The 19,808-nt window shown below is 38.1% G+C and carries 20 protein-coding genes; 2 read left to right on the top strand and 18 right to left on the bottom strand.

Translation table 11 applies throughout. The annotated features are described in order from the left end of the window. Nucleotides 1–94: 94 nt before the first annotated feature. The 16 genes from JOC73_RS01970 to JOC73_RS01895 form a co-directional block, all read right to left on the bottom strand. Complete coding sequence (locus JOC73_RS01970) at nt 95–598, bottom strand: gamma carbonic anhydrase family protein (RefSeq protein WP_204400175.1); 504 nt, start codon at nt 596–598, stop codon at nt 95–97. Further along, complete coding sequence (gene scfB, locus JOC73_RS01965; protein WP_330613058.1) at nt 595–1,977, bottom strand: thioether cross-link-forming SCIFF peptide maturase; 1,383 nt, start codon at nt 1,975–1,977, stop codon at nt 595–597. Before scfB ends, JOC73_RS01970 begins: the two co-directional genes overlap by 4 nt. 102 nt (nt 1,978–2,079) lie before the next feature. Beyond that, nucleotides 2,080–2,220, bottom strand: coding sequence for a six-cysteine ranthipeptide SCIFF (gene scfA / locus JOC73_RS01960; RefSeq protein WP_012063474.1), 141 nt, complete (start codon nt 2,218–2,220; stop codon nt 2,080–2,082). Between the two features lie 68 nt (nt 2,221–2,288). Then, complete coding sequence (locus JOC73_RS01955; protein ID WP_204400174.1) at nt 2,289–2,693, bottom strand: TIGR04086 family membrane protein; 405 nt, start codon at nt 2,691–2,693, stop codon at nt 2,289–2,291. Nucleotides 2,694–2,950: 257 nt separating this feature from the next. Beyond that, nucleotides 2,951–4,423: a protein adenylyltransferase SelO gene (locus JOC73_RS01950; RefSeq protein ID WP_204400173.1), complete on the bottom strand. Its 1,473-nt coding sequence runs from the start codon at nt 4,421–4,423 to the stop codon at nt 2,951–2,953. Nucleotides 4,424–4,779: 356 nt separating this feature from the next. Further along, nucleotides 4,780–6,432, bottom strand: coding sequence for a hydroxylamine reductase (gene hcp / locus JOC73_RS01945; RefSeq protein ID WP_204400172.1), 1,653 nt, complete (start codon nt 6,430–6,432; stop codon nt 4,780–4,782). 264 nt (nt 6,433–6,696) lie between these two features. Further along, on the bottom strand, nt 6,697–7,788 hold the full coding sequence (locus tag JOC73_RS01940) for an AI-2E family transporter (protein ID WP_204400171.1): 1,092 nt from the start codon (nt 7,786–7,788) through the stop codon (nt 6,697–6,699). Between the two features lie 104 nt (nt 7,789–7,892). Then, nucleotides 7,893–8,162, bottom strand: coding sequence for a preprotein translocase subunit YajC (gene yajC, locus JOC73_RS01935; RefSeq protein ID WP_204400170.1), 270 nt, complete (start codon nt 8,160–8,162; stop codon nt 7,893–7,895). An 83-nt stretch (nt 8,163–8,245) separates the two neighbouring features. After that, nucleotides 8,246–9,364 (bottom strand): tRNA guanosine(34) transglycosylase Tgt, encoded by a 1,119-nt coding sequence (tgt, locus tag JOC73_RS01930; RefSeq protein ID WP_204400169.1) that lies wholly within the window; start codon nt 9,362–9,364, stop codon nt 8,246–8,248. Nucleotides 9,365–9,378: 14 nt separating this feature from the next. Beyond that, on the bottom strand, nt 9,379–10,404 hold the full coding sequence (gene queA / locus JOC73_RS01925) for a tRNA preQ1(34) S-adenosylmethionine ribosyltransferase-isomerase QueA (protein ID WP_204400168.1): 1,026 nt from the start codon (nt 10,402–10,404) through the stop codon (nt 9,379–9,381). Next, complete coding sequence (locus tag JOC73_RS01920; RefSeq protein ID WP_204400167.1) at nt 10,405–12,045, bottom strand: SpoIID/LytB domain-containing protein; 1,641 nt, start codon at nt 12,043–12,045, stop codon at nt 10,405–10,407. It lies immediately after the preceding gene. Nucleotides 12,046–12,216: 171 nt separating this feature from the next. Continuing rightward, complete coding sequence (gene ruvB, locus JOC73_RS01915; RefSeq protein ID WP_204400166.1) at nt 12,217–13,227, bottom strand: Holliday junction branch migration DNA helicase RuvB; 1,011 nt, start codon at nt 13,225–13,227, stop codon at nt 12,217–12,219. Between the two features lie 12 nt (nt 13,228–13,239). After that, on the bottom strand, nt 13,240–13,833 hold the full coding sequence (gene ruvA / locus JOC73_RS01910) for a Holliday junction branch migration protein RuvA (protein WP_204400165.1): 594 nt from the start codon (nt 13,831–13,833) through the stop codon (nt 13,240–13,242). Nucleotides 13,834–13,851: 18 nt separating this feature from the next. Next, on the bottom strand, nt 13,852–14,346 hold the full coding sequence (ruvC, locus tag JOC73_RS01905; protein WP_204400164.1) for a crossover junction endodeoxyribonuclease RuvC: 495 nt from the start codon (nt 14,344–14,346) through the stop codon (nt 13,852–13,854). 193 nt (nt 14,347–14,539) lie between these two features. Next, a complete protein-coding gene (locus tag JOC73_RS01900; protein ID WP_204400163.1) occupies nt 14,540–15,196 on the bottom strand; it encodes a BofC C-terminal domain-containing protein in 657 nt (218 codons plus the stop codon). 114 nt (nt 15,197–15,310) lie between these two features. After that, nucleotides 15,311–16,489 (bottom strand): hypothetical protein, encoded by a 1,179-nt coding sequence (locus tag JOC73_RS01895; protein ID WP_204400162.1) that lies wholly within the window; start codon nt 16,487–16,489, stop codon nt 15,311–15,313. 59 nt (nt 16,490–16,548) lie between these two features. Here JOC73_RS01895 and JOC73_RS01890 point away from each other — a divergent pair, with 59 nt between their 5' ends. Both JOC73_RS01890 and JOC73_RS01885 read left to right on the top strand, forming a co-directional pair. Beyond that, on the top strand, nt 16,549–16,992 hold the full coding sequence (locus JOC73_RS01890) for a hypothetical protein (RefSeq protein WP_204400161.1): 444 nt from the start codon (nt 16,549–16,551) through the stop codon (nt 16,990–16,992). A gap of 74 nt (nt 16,993–17,066) precedes the next feature. Then, complete coding sequence (locus JOC73_RS01885) at nt 17,067–17,273, top strand: DUF378 domain-containing protein (protein ID WP_204400160.1); 207 nt, start codon at nt 17,067–17,069, stop codon at nt 17,271–17,273. A gap of 419 nt (nt 17,274–17,692) precedes the next feature. On the opposite strand, the gene JOC73_RS01880 is transcribed toward JOC73_RS01885, so the two are convergent. Continuing rightward, complete coding sequence (locus tag JOC73_RS01880; protein WP_204400159.1) at nt 17,693–17,836, bottom strand: FeoB-associated Cys-rich membrane protein; 144 nt, start codon at nt 17,834–17,836, stop codon at nt 17,693–17,695. Beyond that, nucleotides 17,836–19,791: a ferrous iron transporter B gene (gene feoB, locus JOC73_RS01875; RefSeq protein ID WP_204400158.1), complete on the bottom strand. Its 1,956-nt coding sequence runs from the start codon at nt 19,789–19,791 to the stop codon at nt 17,836–17,838. The genes JOC73_RS01880 and feoB overlap by 1 nt, the downstream gene beginning before the upstream one ends. Between the last annotated feature and the right edge of the window lie 17 nt (nt 19,792–19,808).

Genomic DNA, 19,808 nt, shown 5'->3' with positions numbered 1-19,808 from the left:
CTCTCCCCCTAACCTATTATCATAAATTTAATTATATATGCTACTAACTAATCAGTCAACACAAAGGAAATTCCCAGTTAATTTAACAAGAAAATTATTTTTTGTGGGCCTTTCCCATTGCAACGTATCCGTCAGCAGATTCTTGTAGCTTTGTCTTTTCTTCCTCTGTCAATTCCCGAATTACCTTTACAGGTGATCCTAAAGCCAACACACCAGAAGGGATTTTTTTTCCTTGAGGCACGAGGCTTCCTGCACCAATAATTGTCTCTTCGCCGATTTCAGCCCCATCCAGAACAATAGCACCCATTCCTATTAAGGTATTATTGCCGATTTTGCACCCATGAATGATAGAACTATGACCTACTGTCACATGATCTCCAATGAAAGTTGGGTATTCTTTTGCAACGTGTATGACAGTATTGTCTTGAATATTGGTGTTTTCACCAACCTGTATTTGATTAACGTCTCCTCTAAGAACAGCCTTGTACCAAATACTGGAATTAGCACCAATGGTTACATTACCAATCAAGTCGGCTGTCTCGGCTATGAAACAACTCTCATGAATGTTAGGCTCTTTATTCTTAAATGCTTTAATCATGATACTTCCTCCTCCGCAAGTTTTGCCTGGATCATTAAGGCAGACTCTATTCTTTTCTTCTCCATCTCGCAACCAATATCATAAGGAACATTGATATCGTTGTTGAAGTGGTAAGCATTTGCATGGCATCCACCACTACAATAGAACTTTGCCCAACATTCATTACATTTATCCTTGTTATATACATGGGCCTCTGCAAATGTGTAGTATAATTCTTTCTTTAAAGTATTGTCCATTACGCTACCAATCATAAAGTCTGAATTTCCAACAAATTGATGGCATGGGTAAAGTTCTCCCTCTGGTGTAACTGCTAAGTATTCCGCACCAGCTCCACAGCCCACGATTCGCTTGATGACGCATGGTCCCTGATTTAAATCAATCATAAAGTGGAAGAAGTTGAAGGGGTTTCCTTCTTTAGTTCTCTTTACGTATTCCTCCGCTAAAGCCTCGTAATGTTCAAATACTATTGGTAAGTCTTCTTCTGTAATGGCGTAGTCATGTTGTGGTGCAGCTACTACTGGCTCTACCGAAACATTTTTAAAGCCTATGTCTGCCAAATGTATAACGTCATTGGAGAAGTCTAGATTGTGTCTAGTAAAGGTTCCACGGACATAGTAGTCTTTACCTTTTCTCATTTCAGCCATTTTTAGAAGTTTAGGTACGATTAATTTATATGTTCCTTGTCCATTTACAGTATATCTCATGTAGTCATTTATTTCTTCTCGTCCATCAATACTCAATACAACATTGTGCATCTCTTCATTGATGAACTTCATATTTTCATCATCTAAAAGAACACCATTTGTCGTCATGGTGAAACGGATTGCTTTATTGTATTCTTTTTCTCTCCTCCTTCCATAGGCAACGATTTCTTTAACAACATCAAAATTCATCAATGGTTCGCCACCGAAAAAGTCCACCTCGAGGTTTCTTCGTTTTCCGGAGTTTTCCAATAGAAAATCAATAGCCTTTTGTCCCACCTCTAGAGTCATGAAGCTTCGTTGCCCCTTGAAGTCCCCTTGAGAAGCAAAACAGTACTTGCATCTGATGTTACAGTCATGGGCTATATGAAGGCATAGGGCCTTAACAACAGGTTTCTTGTTTTTAAAGCTCTCATGCTCTAAATATCTTTCTTCACTAAATAATAAGCCTTCTTTTTTTAGAGTCTTAATTTCCTCCAAAGCTTCTTGGATGCTATCAGATGTATATGCTCCTTTTAATGTCTCAACGATTACTTCATCCGTGTGATCTGGATAAAAATCTAATATTCGGTAGACCAATGGATCTACCACGTGGACAGCACCACTATTAACATCTATTACAATATTTTTATTTCCTTGGTTAAATTTATGTATCATTCTATGTCTAACTCCTTCCATAATATTGCCCCCACCCATCTATTTTACATAATTACGTGGAAACAATCAAGAAAAAACAGCAGTGAAGACACTGCTGCCCTTCTCTATGTATCTTTTTAAGGTTTATTTGTTTTCACACTCTTGATTTGCTACAGTACAAGAAGTCTTACAGGCAGATTGACAAGAAGTTTGACATTCTCCACAACCACCCTTTGCCGCACTATTAGCCAATGTTGCTCCACTTAGAGTTTTGATGTGCTTCATTTGATGAATCCCCTTTCAGATATAATTTCTCTAAAATTATATCATAATATTTCCTATAAAAAAAGTCATTATTTTATATTAATTCCAATCATACCCCCGATACAACCAGTCACTCCACTGATCAATAGCTTATACATTACATATTTGTCTAGCATATAATCAGTAATGAACATTTTACTAAGGATTACCAATAAAACCATAAATACCATACCTACTACAGCTCCGTGAAGCCAACCCTTGCTACCGATGTTTGCCACTACATAAATAGCTGTATAGGCTACCCCTAGAATGGTAATGATGGAAGTGACCATTGGTATGACACTTTCTCCTAAGCTAGTAAAAGTAATCAAGATACCGCAGAGTAAAAATAACATTAAAGCTAGAACATAACCCCTTACTAATCCCCTTCCATACGTCCACATATTTAGTGGGCCAGGATTCTTTATTGTATTTTTTTTAGCAACCTTCTTCATTGTTAGCCCTCCCATTGCAATCTTTTCTTATTCCATACATATGCAGGAATCTGAGGAATATGCTAACTAATCCTGATCTCTCATATATTTCACTATGTCGTCGTTGACTTCATTTCCATTGTGATAATGCCCGTTATTAGGATCGTTTGTATAATGGTTCAAAACTAGAGAAAATCCCTCATAAATCAATATGAAGGATTTCACTATATAGGGTACCATGGAATCTTATGATAATGTTAATACCTTCTTCATGTCCATCAAGTCCCACAATAGGTCCGGTAAGGCCCACATGAAGGAGCTGGTAATGATGCATACTCCTCCTGCTCTGGAGTATGGGCGTAGGGATCTGCCAGTACTTTAAGAAGCCTCTCCATCACGCTGTAGTCACCTTTTTTTGATGCAGCTTCCAGTGCCTCCTCCACCCGATGATTCCGAGGGATGACAGCAGGGTTGTTGTCCTTCATCAGCTTATGGGATGCTTCTTTTGATTCCTGCTGTTGATCACGCCGCTCCTGCCACTTTTGATGCCACTTCGAAAACTCTGTACTACTGAAAAGATCAGTACCCTCCAACTTATCAAAAGTTAACCCTATGAAGGTATTGGTATAGTCGGCACGGTATTTCTTCATGAGGCTAAATAGCTCTTCAATTAATACTTTATCCTTTTCTACCGAGTCAAACAACCCTAATTTCGCCCTCATTCCCTCCAACCAATACTGATTATACAACTCTGAAAAATGATGAATTGCCTCTTGAGCCAGCTTGATAGCTTCTTCCTCATTTTCATGAAGTAGCGGTAATAGGGTTTCTGAAAATCTCGATAGATTCCAAGCGGCGATGGGGGGCTGATTTCCGTAGGCGTATCTACCATGGGTATCAATAGAGCTAAAAACCGTTGCAGGGTCATAGGTATCCATAAAGGCACATGGACCATAATCAATAGATTCTCCACTGATGGTCATATTATCGGTGTTCATGACTCCATGGATAAAGCCCACCAGTTGCCATTTTGCTACTAATTTTGCTTGTCGCTTAATTACTTCATTGAGGAAAGAAAGATAGGGCTTCTCTTTATCCTTGATCTCAGGATAGTGTCTTGCTATGGTGTAGTCCGCCAATACTTGAAGTTCATCAACATTTCCATAGCTTGCAGCGTATTGAAAAGTTCCTACCCTAATGTGACTGGCGGCCACACGGGTCAATATTGCCCCAGGCTCTACAGTTTGTCGAGCTATAGACTCTCCAGTGGTTACCACTGCAAGGCTACGGGTGGTAGGAATTCCAAGCCCCAGCATGGCTTCGCTGATGATATATTCCCGAAGCATTGGTCCCAATACTGCCCTACCATCCCCCCGACGGGAGTAGGGTGTTTCACCAGAACCCTTTAGCTGAATATCGTATCGTTCTCCATGGGGAGTCATTTGTTCCCCCAGTAAAATCGCACGTCCATCCCCTAATTTATTAAAATAGCCAAACTGATGACCTGCATAGGCTTGAGCAATAGGCTTTGAGCCTTCAGGTATTCTGTTACCAGCCATTACTGATACTCCCTGTTCACTTTGAAGTCCTTGACTATTTAATCCCAAATATTCTGCCAGTGATTCATTAAAAAACGCTAGTTTTGGTGAGGGTACTGGGGATGGGTTAACTCTTGAGAAAAATATGTCTGGCAAATCAGCATAACTATTTTCTAAGTTCCATCTTACATCTATTGTTTTCTTCTCTGACATAAACTTCACCTCTCTCTTTGTCTTTGCTATTTTTACTATCTTTACTGTTTATTTCTATATTTATATATATACCCTCTACTTCATACATACACAAGATTTTGCCTTTACATCTTTACCATCTATCTCTTTGACATTGTGTTCCCCTTATATATGCTTGAATTATATTATAAGGTCAACTACTTACAATTCTTTTTCTGATAAACTATTTCTATCAATACCCTTTTAGTCTCTGCCCTAGTAGAATATTTATACCCTGTACAGAATTAAGAAAGCTAGCTTTAACATATATCTGTTAATAGAGCAACAAACCTCCTTGGAAGAGCAAGGAGGTTTGTATGTTTGATTATTTATCAAATTTAATTTGCTTGTTTTAATGAATTTTTTAAATCATCATCTGCTGTACTGATTGGTTTGATTTCAAAAGTATCTACTAGATATTGTAGTACATTTGGTGATATGAAGGCAGGAAGACTAGGGCCTAAGTACATTCCTTTAATTCCAAGTGATAACAGCGCCAATAAATCTGCAACTGCTTTTTGCTCATACCATGACAGCACAATCGTAAGAGGTAGTGAATTTACATCGGTTTCAAAAGCATCTGCAAGTGCTGTAGCGATTCTTACAGCTGAATATGCATCATTACATTGCCCCACATCTAATAACCGCGGCAATCCTGCTACCGTGCCAAAATCCATTTTGTTAAACCTATATTTTCCACATGCTAGTGTAAGTATTGCACAATCCTGTGGCACTTTTTCTGCAAATTCTGTATAGTAGTTTCTTCCTGGCTTTGCTCCATCACATCCACCAATTAAGAAGAAATGTCTTAGCTTACCTTCCTTCACTGCATCTACAATCGCTCCAGCATGGGATAAGGTTGCATGATGTCCAAATCCAACTAAGATTTCCTTTTCTTCTTCATCCTCTTTGAATCCACCAAGTTCTAAAGCCTTGTTGATTATTTCAGTGAAATCCTTGGTGCCATCTTCTTTTAATGTCACATGTTGAACCCCATCCCAACCAACAACATTTGTGCTAAAGATCCTATCCTTATAGCTTTCTCTAGGTCTCATCAGACAGTTGGTGGTCATCAGAATACATCCCGGTATATCATCGAACTCCTTCTGCTGATTTTGCCAAGCTGATCCAAAGTTACCTATCAAGTGCTTATATTTTTTCAGAGATGGATAGCCATGGGCAGGTAGCATTTCCCCATGGGTATAAATATTTATTCCTTTACCCTCCGTCTGTTGAAGTAACATTTCTAAATCCCTTAGGTCATGTCCCGATATGATAATAAACGGTCCCTTTTTAATATTCACGTTCACCTTGTGGGGAGACGGATTCTTATATGTAGTTGTATTAGCATCATCTAAGATTTTCATCACCTCTACACTCATCTCTCCAGTTTTCATTGTCATAAGTATTAATTCCTCTAGCGTTAAATCATCGTTTGTTGTGGCCTCCAATCCTAGGAAGTAAAAATGATCTACCTGTTCACTGTTATAATTAAGGAATCTAGCCTGATGCCCATAGGCACTTATACCCTTCAAACCAAATAATATTGTAGATCTTAAAGAGCGAATATCAGCGTCTAGCTCCTGATCAAACATGATCCCTGCCTGGACTGCATCCTTCAGCATTAATTCTTTACTTTCCCTCAAGTTATAGGTTGCACAATCTGGATATTTCCCCTCTGGTGCTCGGTCCCTTAAATTCTGCTTTATCTTTTGAGATTCTTTTAATAAATTTACATGAGATTCAGCATCAAAATTTACATTTGTTAAGGTGGTAAACAGTGAATTCTCTACGAATTCTACTATATCTTTATCTATTGATTGGCCCTTTTCAATAAGGGGTCTTGCATAGCAAGCGATTCCTTTCAATTGATAAATTAATAAATCCTGTAAATTTGCTATTTCTGGTGTTTTTCCGCACACACCACTTTTAGTACATCCTTTTCCGCCCATTGTCTGTTCACATTGGTAACAAAACATTGCATTGTCCATATAAATTTAACCTCCTATGAAATTAATAAATAAAACAACACGCTTATCATTATCAAAGGTATTCCTTCAGCCCGTCCTACCTATCCACCTAATAATGATACTACTTATCTAATATGTTGTTGGAGTGCAGATTATTTCCACATATCTTATTATGCACCACAATACTTCAATTCTAATCACATAGCGCTAAGAAATTATAAAAAAAAGTCTAACCCCCACAATACATAGGAATTAGACCTTATTTGAACCGTTTATTTTCGCCTACTAATTAAATTTTTTATCGGAATTTTCCCTCCTGATCATTCGATAAATCTCTAGCGCATTTTGTACAAAAACCTTCAACACTGCATAGGTTGGAATAGCAAGTAGAATACCTACAAATCCAAATAATGAAGCAGCCAGTAAAATTACTAAGATAATGGTAACAGGATGGGTATGGATTCTTTTCCCCATGATTTGAGGAGTAATTAGATTTCCTTCTAGTTGCTGTACAATTACCATAACGATTAGTATTTTTAGAATCATTGAGATATTATAAGAAAAACCTATGAACAGAGCAGGTATTACACCCAGAATTGGTCCAAAAAATGGAATCATTGCTGTCAATAATGCAAAAAGAGCTAAAACCAATGCATACTTTAGTCCGATGATTAAATAGCCGATATACATTAGTACCCCTATTACGACACTAACCATTGCTTGACCTGTAATAAATGAAGATAGGGTTTTATCTATATCTGATAGTATTTTTTCCGTCTCGTCTTGATACTCTAAAGGAAACAGTTTAATAAACCTATTTGAAGCCATACTATCGTCTTTTAAGAAGTAGAACAATATAAAGGGCACCAGAAGCAAAGCAGTTACAACACTGGTAACACTGGAAATACTCGAAAATATACCTACCCCTAAGGCAGGAGCCGTTTTCTCAATAAAGCTTGTCACCTTCTCTATCATATTCTCAGTTGCAAGAAAATCTAAGTCCCCAGAAACCATCATATCAGTTACTCTCTTTTCAACCATATTGACCACCCTAGGAAATTCCCTACTGATCAATTGATTAAACTCGCTTACAATCGTACTTCCCACCAATATCCCCAATAGGGTCAAGCCGCCAACAGGAACAAGAAAACTTACCAATATAGAGGGGACCTTAGGCAGCTTATGTTTCATCAATATTCTTACCAGAGGTCGAAGCAAATAATAGAACAGTAAAGTTACAATTAAGGGAAATGCAATTACCATCAAGCCACCCATGATGGGGGCAAGAATAAAGTCTACCTGTCCCAATAAAAATACAATCAATAATAAAAGTACTATTGCAGTTGAGTACTTGAAAAACTTATCCTTATACCACATTTACTCTTACCTCCACTTTACATTAGATAAGTGCATAAACAATACCCCTGCCTCCATAAATTGCATTGAAAACAATAGGAAACTGGGGTATTTTTTATTTACTCTTAAATCTCTTTAGTTACGACACTGCCTACTGCCCAACGTGCCATTACAAGCTTAGTCTTGTCTGATCCTACTTCTATCGTAAGAACGTCCTCTTTAATTTTTATAATCTTCCCATAGACTCCACCAATAGTAATGATTTCATCCCCAACCTTAAGGGCACTTCTCATCGCAGTGACTTTCTTTTCCTTTTTCTGTTGAGGTCTAATAATCATAAAATATAGGATAGCCAAAAGCCCTAAAGGGATTATTAATCCTGTTAATTGTTCCATAAAGTATCCTCCTTTAAATTTGTCCTTAACTAATTATTCAACATGTACTACAAATATCCTTTTTTAAAATAATTAATTTTTTCTTAAAGGTCGTAGCCATATTTCTCAAAGAAGGATTTTCTATAATCTAGAAGTCGATCTTCTCGGATAGCCTGTCTTACTTCCTCCATCATCTTAATTAAGAAGTGAAGGTTATGTAAAGTCATTAATCTTAACCCAAGGATTTCATTGGCCTTAAATAGATGTCTTAAATAAGCCTTTGTATAGGTTTTACATGTATAGCACCCACATTCTGGATCTAGAGGCTCAAATGATTCTGTATTGCTGGCGTTTTTAATAACTACCTTACCTTGACTAGTCATTGCTGTACCATTTCTACCAATTCTAGTTGGAAGAACACAGTCAAACATATCAATTCCTCTTATAACCCCTTCGATGAGGGCATCTGGACTTCCAACCCCCATTAAGTACCTTGGTTTATCCTTTGGCATTAATGGCGCTGTATATTCTAGTACTTCATACATGATAGGCTTAGGCTCACCGACACTTAACCCCCCTACTGCATAACCAGGGAAATCAAGTTCCAATAGCTCTTCTGCACTTTGGCGACGAAGGTCTTCGAACATTCCCCCTTGGATGATACCAAACAATCCTTGCTTTTCAGTATTTGTATGGGCTTCCTTACATCGCTTTGCCCATCTCGTCGTTCTTTCAAGGGATTTCTTCACATAGTCATAATCAGCAGGGTAAGGAGGGCATTCATCAAATGCCATCATGATATCAGAGCCGAGGGCCGTTTGGATCTCTACAGCCTTTTCGGGGCTAATAAAATGCTTAGACCCATCTAAATGGGATCTAAACTCTACTCCCTCTTCTGTTATTTTTCTTAAATCTCCTAAGCTGAATACTTGGAATCCACCACTATCTGTCAAAATTGGTTTATCCCAATTCATGAACTTATGTAATCCCCCAGCTTTTTTGATTAACTCATGACCTGGTCGTAGATATAAATGATATGTATTACTCAAGATGATTTGTGCTTCTATGTCCTTTAATTCTTCTGGAGTCATGGCTTTTACAGTTGCCTGAGTTCCCACTGGCATGAATATAGGAGTTTCAATTACTCCGTGGGGAGTATGTATTTTCCCTAATCGTGCACCACTTTGCTTACATTCTTTTATCAATTCGTATCTAATTGCCATATTCTATCACCTTTCTACTTGATCAGCATTGCATCTCCAAAGCTGAAAAACCGATATTTTTCTTCAACTGCTACTTCATAGGCACTCATTACATTTTCCTGTCCTGCCAAAGCTGACACCAGCATGATTAATGTGGATTGAGGTAGGTGAAAATTAGTAACTAGACCATCTATCACTTTATATTGATAACCAGGGTAAATAAAAATATCCGTCCAACCACTACTTGATTTGATACGACCTTCCTCCGTTACTGCCGACTCAAGGGTTCTACAGCAGGTGGTTCCCACTGCAATAACCTTTCCTCCCCGTTCCTTTACAGAGTTTATAGTCTCTGCCACTTCATCTTCAATCATAAAAAATTCTGCATGCATTTTGTGGTCATCGATATTTTCCACCTTTACAGGCCTAAAGGTTCCTAATCCCACGTGAAGGGTTATAAATACCACATGAACACCTTTGTTTTTTATCTTATCTAATAATTCCTCAGTAAAGTGTAATCCAGCCGTTGGAGCGGCCGCCGAGCCTGTATGCTTAGAGTAGACTGTTTGATAACGCTCTTGTTCCTCTAATTCCTCTGTGATGTAGGGTGGAAGGGGCATTTTTCCTAGTCTATCCAGTACAGCCTCAAAAACGCCATCATATTTGAACTCAACGATACGGGAACCCTCTTCACCAATATCAATTACCTCAGCCTCTAAAGAGCCATCTCCAAAAGTAAAGCGGGAGCCTATCTTTGCTCTTTTTCCTGGCTTTACTAATACTTCCCATGTATTTAATCGTACCTGCTTTAAGAGTAAGAACTCCATCTTGCCACCGGAGTCCACTTTTTCCCCAAACAACCTAGCAGGCAATACTCTTGTGTTGTTAAGGACTAGGCAGTCCCCTTCATTTAAAAATTCTAATAAATTATAGAAATGCCTGTGTTGTATTTCGCCAGTTTTTTTGTTTAACACCATCAGACGGGATTCATCCCGCTTTTCTAGGGGTGTTTGGGCAATTAGTTCTTCTGGTAAATTAAAATCAAAATCTGCTGTTTTCATCTAACGTAATTCCACCTTTACTCCAGTATAGTAATGGGTAAGAATTTGGTCATAGGTAAGGTTCATTTCCGCCATCTTCTTCGCACCATATTGACTCATCCCCAAACCGTGCCCATATCCTTTTCCCTGAAAACTAAAAACCTCAGGACCCGTTTGAATCTCTTTATAGTTTTTCCCATTATACAAATTGATATTAGTTGAATTATTAAAGTTCTTCAATCCACTTGCCGTCATGACACTAGCTCCCTTGATATTGACACTACCTTCTCCAGTTGAAGATTTGACAGAAGATGTTCCTCCACCCTCTAGCGCAACTTCAAACCAAGCGCTTTTTAGTCCAAATACACGGCGACTCTTTTCCTTTGTCATGGTTTCCGTTCCTTTAGTTCCTTGTACAACTAGGGTTAATATTCTACCATTAACAGATCTTTCTGTCACGGTTATTTTTATTGGTTCTCCAATTTTTATATCATTCTTTTCTAGATTAGCCTTTATTTCATCCTTCGATTTAACCACTGTCCAACTACTGTTGGGGGCGTTCAAAGAATAATGATCCTTCACCCCTCTGATATAAGGTAGTGGGGTAGACCAAATATTTTCGCTGTTTTCTGTTTGTCCACCACTATTGGAGTGATAAAAAGGTGTGATGGGATTCCCATTATAGGTCAATATCCTAGATTTTGTTTCGTCAACGGCTCGATTGGTCCTAGCATCTTCAACATCATAGCCTCCATAGACTTGAGAATTTACAGTATTACATAAATTAAATCCAATACTTTCATATTTCCCCATGGAGGTAACGGCAAATCCTCTAGCCGCCACCGCTTGAGCCTTTAGAGCCTCTAACGGCCATGAGGGAGACATCTCCCTTGAAACGACACCATATAAATATTCGTCAAGGGTGATTCTATTAATTACCGTCATATCACTGTTGTCAAATCTCTTAATGGTTATTTCACCACGATATTGCTTTCCTTCTACATTAATCAATGGGATCGAACCCTTATCCTCTAAGGCTTTGAAATATATTGCTTCCCTTGCATCATACATAAACATGATATTCCCCTTATTATCCAGCACCTGAACTCGGTTGGTGGAGGGGGGAACAATGGTTACTTCCTGTCCTATTTTCGCTTTTATTGCCTCTGCCCTTGCTTGACTAGTGGCTTCGTCAATATATAAACCCACAAATACCCTCCAGCCATTTTCATAGGCTATATAGGGCTTTTCTTGTAGACTAGTTGCTTCAATTACTTTTTCAGCTTCAGTGATATTTGGATACGTGTTACCAATCTGTAGATGATAGGGTCCTTGTAGGGTCTGTTGCCCCACCTTCTCCTTTACAGGACCTGTATATTCAACATAGTTGGCTCCACTACCTAAATAATATGTATCCTTCCTCAAGATCAGCTCGGTGTTGGCAAGATACATTAATTCTTTTTGTCCAGATTGGGCATGTTGCCTTACAAAAAAACCCATAGGATTTTTTAAATTTAGGGTTGCCTTTGCAGAGTTTTTAAAAAACAAACCTACATCCAATGTGGATGGGAGCTTCGAGGTATTGGCATAAGTAAATTGCCAGGACATCACTAAAAAGCAAATTATAGTGGCTATTATAAAAATGGTATTATTCCTTTTCATCTCAGCATTCACTCCTATAAGTAGATAGTAGAGGAAATTCCAGTTGTCGTTTAGCATCCTATTATATTGCACTGCAATTTCCACGGGTTGTTTGTATAAGATATAGATTCGACAAAAAGTTCAAAATTCCTTTGGAATTTCAGTTATTTCCTAAATATCAAGTTAAGACACCTACTCCCCAAATGGAATATTAAAGTGTTTATATGCCTTTTCCGTCACAGTTCGTCCCCTTGGGGTTCGATTGATGAATCCTAACTGAAGGAGATATGGCTCATAGACATCTTCTATCGTATTTCTTTCTTCCCCTGTGGAGGCAGCCAGGGTATCTAATCCTACTGGCCCTCCCTTGAAGTGATGAATCATGATCTTAATCATTTTTTTATCTACACCATCTAAGCCTAGATAATCTATTTCCAATAGCTCTAATGCTTGATCAGCTATCTCCTTTGTAATGACTCCATCACCCCTTACTTGGGCAAAGTCCCTTACTCTCTTCAAAAGGCGATTGGCGATCCTTGGGGTCCCCCTTGAACGGGTGGCAATCTCCCTAGCTCCTGCTTCCTCGATTTCTACATTTAAAATTCCTGCCGAACGAATGACAATGTCCGTTAATTGCTCATTGTCGTATAGTTCTAGTTTGCAAATTACCCCAAAACGATCCCTTAAGGGTGAGGTTAAGAGGCCTGCCCTTGTGGTGGCTCCAATCAATGTAAACTTACATAAATCTAGCCTGATGGATCTAGCACTGGGTCCCTTTCCAATGATAATATCAAGGGCATAGTCCTCCATGGCAGGATAAAGTATTTCCTCTACAGAGCGGTTCAGTCTATGGATCTCATCTATAAATAGTACATCATTTTCCTGTAGATTAGTTAAAATCGCCGCCAAATCCCCTGCCCTTTCGATGGCAGGTCCAGAAGTAATTCTAATATTAACATTCATCTCGTTAGCAATGATATGGGATAGGGTTGTCTTCCCTAACCCCGGTGGTCCATAAAGCAGGACGTGGTCAAGGGCCTCTCGACGTTGTCTTGCAGCTTCTATAAATATTCTTAATCTTTCCTTTACATTTTCCTGACCCATGTAGTCCTCTAGCGTCTGGGGACGTAGCCCCCCCTCTAAATCATAGTCCTCTTCCCTATGTTGACCTGTCAGTAGCCGATCCTCTGCTTCATTAAACATTTAATTTCACCCCTATCTCACAAGCCATTTTAATGCCTTTTTAATCAATTCCTCTGCCGAGGCTGTCTCGGTATAGACTGCCTTAATCGCCTTTTCCCCCTCAACCTTCGTATAGCCAAGAGCCATCAGGGCCTCCAGCACCTCATGATCTGGTTTGCAATCCACTTCAGCCACCATCAGACCCATTCCCATCGTCTCTAATGGTGTTTCCTTGACCTTATCCTTTAGTTCCAATACAATTCGCTCAGCGGTTTTCTTCCCAACCCCCGGTGCCTTGGAGATGGAGTTAATATCCTTATTAACGATACATGCCCCCAATTTTTCAGGTGAATAGGTGGATAGGATGGCAGCCGCCACCTTCGGACCAATTTTAGATACCGATATGAGAAGCTTAAAGTACTCCAACTCCCGTCTGCTTGTAAAGCCATAAAGACTGATTTCGTCTTCCCTTACCACCATATAGGTAAAGATTTGCGCAAAGTCTCCTTTTTTTACTTGTCCTGCACTATTCATGGTGCTATTGATTCGATAACCGATCCCATTTGTTTCTAAAATAATTTTATCTAATAAGATTTCTGCTACATTTCCTTTTATGTATTCAAACAAAGTTCATCCCTCCAGCTACTACTTTAATTTAAACAATTCATTAAATCTCCCTGAATGGGCATGACATACTGCTACTGCCAAAGCATCGGCAACGTCATCAGGCTTTGGAACTTTTTCAAGGTTCAATAATGCCTTTATCATCTGTTGCACCTGTGTTTTATCAGCTCGACCATATCCCACTACCCCTTGCTTCACCTGTAGGGGCGTATACTCATATATAAGACAACCTTTATTGGCGGCTGCCACAATCGCTACGCCTCTAGCCTGTCCCACCATGATTGCTGTTTTTGCATTGTTATTAAAAAAAAGCTCTTCTATCGCCACAACATCAGGCTTATAGGTATCTATAATGTCACAGAGATCTTTATAAATCTCCTTCAAACGCAAATCTGTGCTCATTTGACTAGGCGTTTTAATTGCCCCATAATGAATCGGTTTAAACCGATTTCCTTCGTAATGAATGATACCATACCCCATAATCGCAAACCCAGGATCTATCCCTAAAATAATCATATATGTCCCCCTGTGAATTTGTTTTTTACTTAATTTAGTTTAACATAACTTCCCTTAAAATGCGACTGACAAATATTAATTAAGTCATAAACCCCACTATTAATAACATAAAGAAACCCAACCATTTCCCTGTAAATAGCAACGGGTAATTAGTGTTGGGTATTTTTAACAAAACCTTATCATTTTTTAAACCCTAGCCGACGTAGTCCTCCAACAATTGATCCACCTTTTCTCTTGTTGGTAATGGAATGCCATACTTCAATTTATCTTGATCCATTTTAGGAAGACTGGAGGTTGGAATTTGGGTTTTCTCAACTAATATCTTATCACCATTTTCATTGTATTGATAAATGGCGATATATCCATTATCCTCCATTACTAAGAAATGATTCGGACAATACTGATCCTTCATTTGATATAAGACAACTTCTTCTCCAGAGAACCTAACAACCTGCCATTCTTTAAACTGGTCCGCTGCATAATCCTTAAATTCTCCTTCCTTTAGTCCCACCATATTCTCTAAGGGAACCATCACATCATCATTGATGGTCTTGCATCGATCATACATTGTTCTAAATACCACTTTTGTATCCTCGCCGACAACTACCTCATAGCTACTCACCGGTCTATTTTCGGGTTCTTCTTCCTCTTCTCCTTCTTCTACTGTATTAGCAGTTGGAGGATTGTCCTTTTCCGCTTTATCTCCTACAGAATTCTGTCCTTCACCTATATGTAATGGTTGTTTTTCTCCCTTTTCAGGAGCAAAGTAATAACCTAATAGAAACCCTACCATACCTATACATAGCCATAGTGCAAAAATAACAAATGGAGCTTTTCTTCTTCGTCTCATGATTCTTACCTCCTTTTTGTATCTTAGGAGGTTATTTTAACCATTTTAAGAATAATTTATACTCTGCTGTATTATTACTGTTAAATGCTAGATGTAAGATGCTTTAAAACATTGTTAATCTATATCATATAAATAGTCAAAGAAGTCTACTTCTGCTGCCTCTGCATATTCATATATAATGGAGCCTCTCCTCTCAAAGGTATCCAATTCATCTATTAACTCCTTTAGGGGTGTATTCTGTTGGGCATCCTCTAGTCGCGGAAGATCATCCTCATGATAGTAGCATACAATCAGCTGCTGAAAATGATTAATAAAATAAATCGCCTTGATATCCCCACCAATATGATATAGTTCCCTCATGACATGGCGATTGTTTTTTCTAAATTCTACATACATTGTTCCTTGAGGAAACCTATAACGTAGTAAATCCTGATCAATGGTGTCAAAATATTGCAGGATTTCTTCCTCATCTACTTTAACTTTGAATAACTTGATGTATTCGGGATTCTGTATTTCAAGGGCAGCTTCTTCTGAGGGAATTAATTGTCGCTTTATCACTTTAGCATCCTCAACCCTGTAGGTGTTCATTGCCTCGGAAATAACCACCTTCCATTTAAGGAGGTAGTAGTTTCCCTTCATCTCAACTACTGAATCGGCTATGTAGATATCTTTGTTTGCACTTTTTCTGACTTTATTTTTTAGTAGTACTCCAGCTCTTTTAAGGGGCATATATTCAGACAATTTTTTAATCTGTGGATTTTTCAGCAATTGCACCATTCCTCCGTGGTCACGGGCTACCGATCTCATGATAAAGAAATTGATCAACTGGGATGAACAGAGGATTTTTTCAAAGATTTTATTATTTAACTCCTCTATTTCATCAGCCTTTAGACGTACATTTGTGGCTAATATAAACCGATAACCCTCTTGTCTTGGCAGGGGCTTTCGATGGATTTTATTTTGGTGGGTAAAGGTCTGAATCAGAAAGTAGGCTTCCTTGCGGCTAATTTCTACCTTCTCTCCCCCCAAGCTTCCCATAAACTGACCAGTGTATTTGTCTGTTTCTTCTTCCTTTGTTGTTTTTACACTAATGGCATCATATATCCCATATTCCTCTGCATCTAACAAAAACCATTGTACCAGATGGAGATCATCTTGATTAACCCAATGGAGTTTTAGGGCAACCACCCCCATTAAGCGGGTCTGGGTCGCAATGGCTTCCACAAATCGATAACTTCTTTTGTTTGAGCCTTTGCCCCCTTGTAATACGGATAGTTTATTATTTTTAACCACAGTTTTTCCTCCTTAATATCTCCGTTTTCTTGAGGGTGAATTGAAGAAAGGAGCATTTTATGAAACCACATAAAATCACAAAAAACCTTATACAGTTATTATTAACAGAATTATTGTTTTTCATCAACGCTATTTTAGTACTTAATATGATTCCTATGATTGTACCGGTTTTTTCTCGTGGTGGAGGTTCCCATGCCATCTTCACCCTCCGACAAGTAATTTATTCTCCCCAAGATTACCTACTTAGCTTTACTTTGTTTCTTTTAGGGGTGAGTTTTCTTTCTGGTATGTTGGTGAGGGCCTTAATCTATGCCTTTTATCAATGGAAATTAACGGGCTTTATTCTTAGATTCTTTTTTACCTCATGGAGCTTATCTATTTTTAGTACAACTTTTTATCTTTCCTTTTATTATATGGCAATGGAGGGAATTATTATTGGTGTCTTTATATGTGTTTTCTTTATATTTATCTACTTTTCCAGAAACATACAATCTTCCTACTAATGGGATGTATTTTTCCTAAAAAAAGAAACATACTATAAATGATTCAATTATAATATATAAAGGAGTTGAATTACATGGATAGATTAGCTCTTCTTTTAGTCATTATTGGTGCTTTAAACTGGGGTTTAATCGGTTTATTCCAATTTGACCTGGTTGCATCACTATTTGGAGGTCAATCAGCCCTATTAAGTAGAATTGTCTATTCTCTAGTTGGTATCGCAGGTGCCTATAGTATCAGCTTACTATTTAGAGAGAGAACTCCTGAAAGACAAGGGGAGTAAAGGAATAGATATTACCCTTTTGGGTAATATCTATTTTTTTGAGGCAGCTAAAGGTCCCTTTGCTGCGGTTACTATATTCAATTCATAGTTCCCGAATGACTCCCCACTGCTACAACTAATATTATATATAATTCGTATTTTTCTCGAAGGATTTCTCTTTTTTCTTTAAAAAATTTGAGCAGTTCAAAAAATAACAAGAAGTCAAGGGAGTCCTTCGGTATCCTGTAGCAACTAAGCTAGATCTAGTCCTGAGTCTTCGTCCCTTAACCTCTTGTTGGTATTATTTTTAGTTTTTGTTGGATATTTATTCATGGTAAATTTTATATTTCACTTGAGTGCAAATGTTAAAAAACCTCTTGGAACAAACATATCCAAGAGGTATGAATATTAAGCGATTTAAAAATTAGGCTTTGTTGTTACTACTTTCCGCACTTACTTTTCTTTGAAGGAGAACAACTACTACCACAACTACATTTTTTATTCTTAGTATCCTTATAAACCTTTACAGAAGCAAACGCTATAATACCTGCAAATACTAAACCTACTATAATATTGCCTGTCATTACGCCTCAACTCCTACTTTAGCTCCTTTTGAGCCAGATTTTTTAATAGTTACTACTAAATATACAGCGATTAGAGCAGTGATAATAATAGCTGGAACAAATCCAACTGCTGGCTTTCCATATACCACTAATGAACCAATTTGAGTAATTAACATAGCTAATGTGTATCCTACTCCAAATTGGAATCCTAAAGCTCTAAACAGCCATTTCTTAGAACCTAACTCTGAGTTCATAGCCCCGATTGCAGCAAAGCACGGTGGCGTAAATAGGTTGAAGGCAAGATAAGCAAAAGCAGTTACTGGTGTGAAAAATTCTGCTAAAACCCCACCTGGTAAATGCAAGGCTTCCTCTGAAGCTACTGCTAAAAGCACTGCAAATGTAGCAACTACGTTCTCTTTAGCAATAAATCCTGTAATCGAAGCTGCTGCCAGCTGCCAACCTACAAAGCCAAGTGGAATTAATAAAGGAGCTATTAGAGAACCAAGTGAAGCAAGAATACTTAAGCTTTGGTCTTCTACAGGATTAAGACCCCAGCTATAGGCTTGAGCAAACCATACAAACGTATTACAAACAAGAATAATTGTTGTAGCCTTGTAAATAAAAGCCTTCGCCTTATCAATCATTTGTGAAAATGCGTATTTAATACTTGGAATCTTGTACTCAGGTAGCTCCATAATAAATGAAGATGTGTTCTCCCAATCAAACATTCTTTGTAATAAAAGTCCGCCAAGAATAATCATTCCAATTGCAATCATGTATATACTAGGGCCAACCCATACATTTTCTGGGAAAAACACAGCTACAAAAAGTGCAATAATAGGTAACTTTGCACCGCAAGGTACAAAAGGAGTTAGAATTGTCGTCATTCTCCTCTCGTTGATATCATCAATTGTTCTTGTAGCCATTACCCCCGGAATCGCACAGCCTGAACCAACAATCATCGGGATGATAGACTTACCAGATAACCCGATTTTTTTGAAGAAACGATCCATTACAACCGCCACTCTAGCCATGTATCCAGAGTCTTCTAGTAGGGATAAACAGAAGAATAGCACCATAACTAAAGGTAAGAATCCAATAACAGCACCAACTCCTCCGATGGCTCCATCTACGATTAATGCTTGTAATAGAGGACTAACTCCCATACCTTCTAAGAAACTATTAGCTGCATTTGGGACAATCTCACCAAATAAAATATCATTAGAATACCCCGATAAATATCCCCCTAAACCTTCGATAGAGAAGGAGAATACCGCCCACATAACAGCAAAGAATATCGGTAATCCTAACCACTTATGGGCTACTATCATATCCAATTTATCAGAAAGCGTAACCTTACTTGCATCTCTATTCTTAACTTGGCATTTCTTAATAATATCGTCTACAAACTTTTGTCTTGCAGTGTCGGAATCCTTAGAGTCCTTACCTTGGAAGTCTGGCTGAATTTGAGGCTTCTTATCTGTACCTACTTCAATAGCTTCATTCATTAATTTTAATAATCCATCTTCAGAAGTAGCAGTAGTTGTAATAATCCTACAGTTTAACGCTTTACTTAAAGCATCTACATCCACTTGATCGCCTCTTTTAGACACAATATCACTCTTATTTAGGGCAATTACAACCGGTACCCCTAGCTCTAAAAGCTGAGTCGTAAAAAATAAACTTCTGCTAATGTTTGCTCCATCTACGATATTAATGATTACATCAGGCTTTTCTCCTAAAATAAAGTCCCTCGTTATTTTTTCTTCACCAGTAAAGGGGGAAATTGAATATGTACCTGGAAGGTCAACAATTCTTACATCCATTCCCTTTGGATTATATTTTTTCTTAATATCAGCTTCCTTCTTTGCCACCGTAACACCAGACCAGTTACCTACGTTTTCATTCTTTCCTGTAATTGCATTATACAAAGTCGTTTTTCCCGAGTTGGGATTACCTGCTAATGCTATTCTCATTTTAGACCACTCCTTAT

The sequence above is a fragment of the Alkaliphilus hydrothermalis genome (genome assembly GCF_016908555.1).
Taxonomy (GTDB): Bacteria; Bacillota; Clostridia; order Peptostreptococcales; family Natronincolaceae; genus Alkaliphilus; species Alkaliphilus hydrothermalis.
This window is presented reverse-complemented; position numbering and strand designations above follow the sequence as displayed.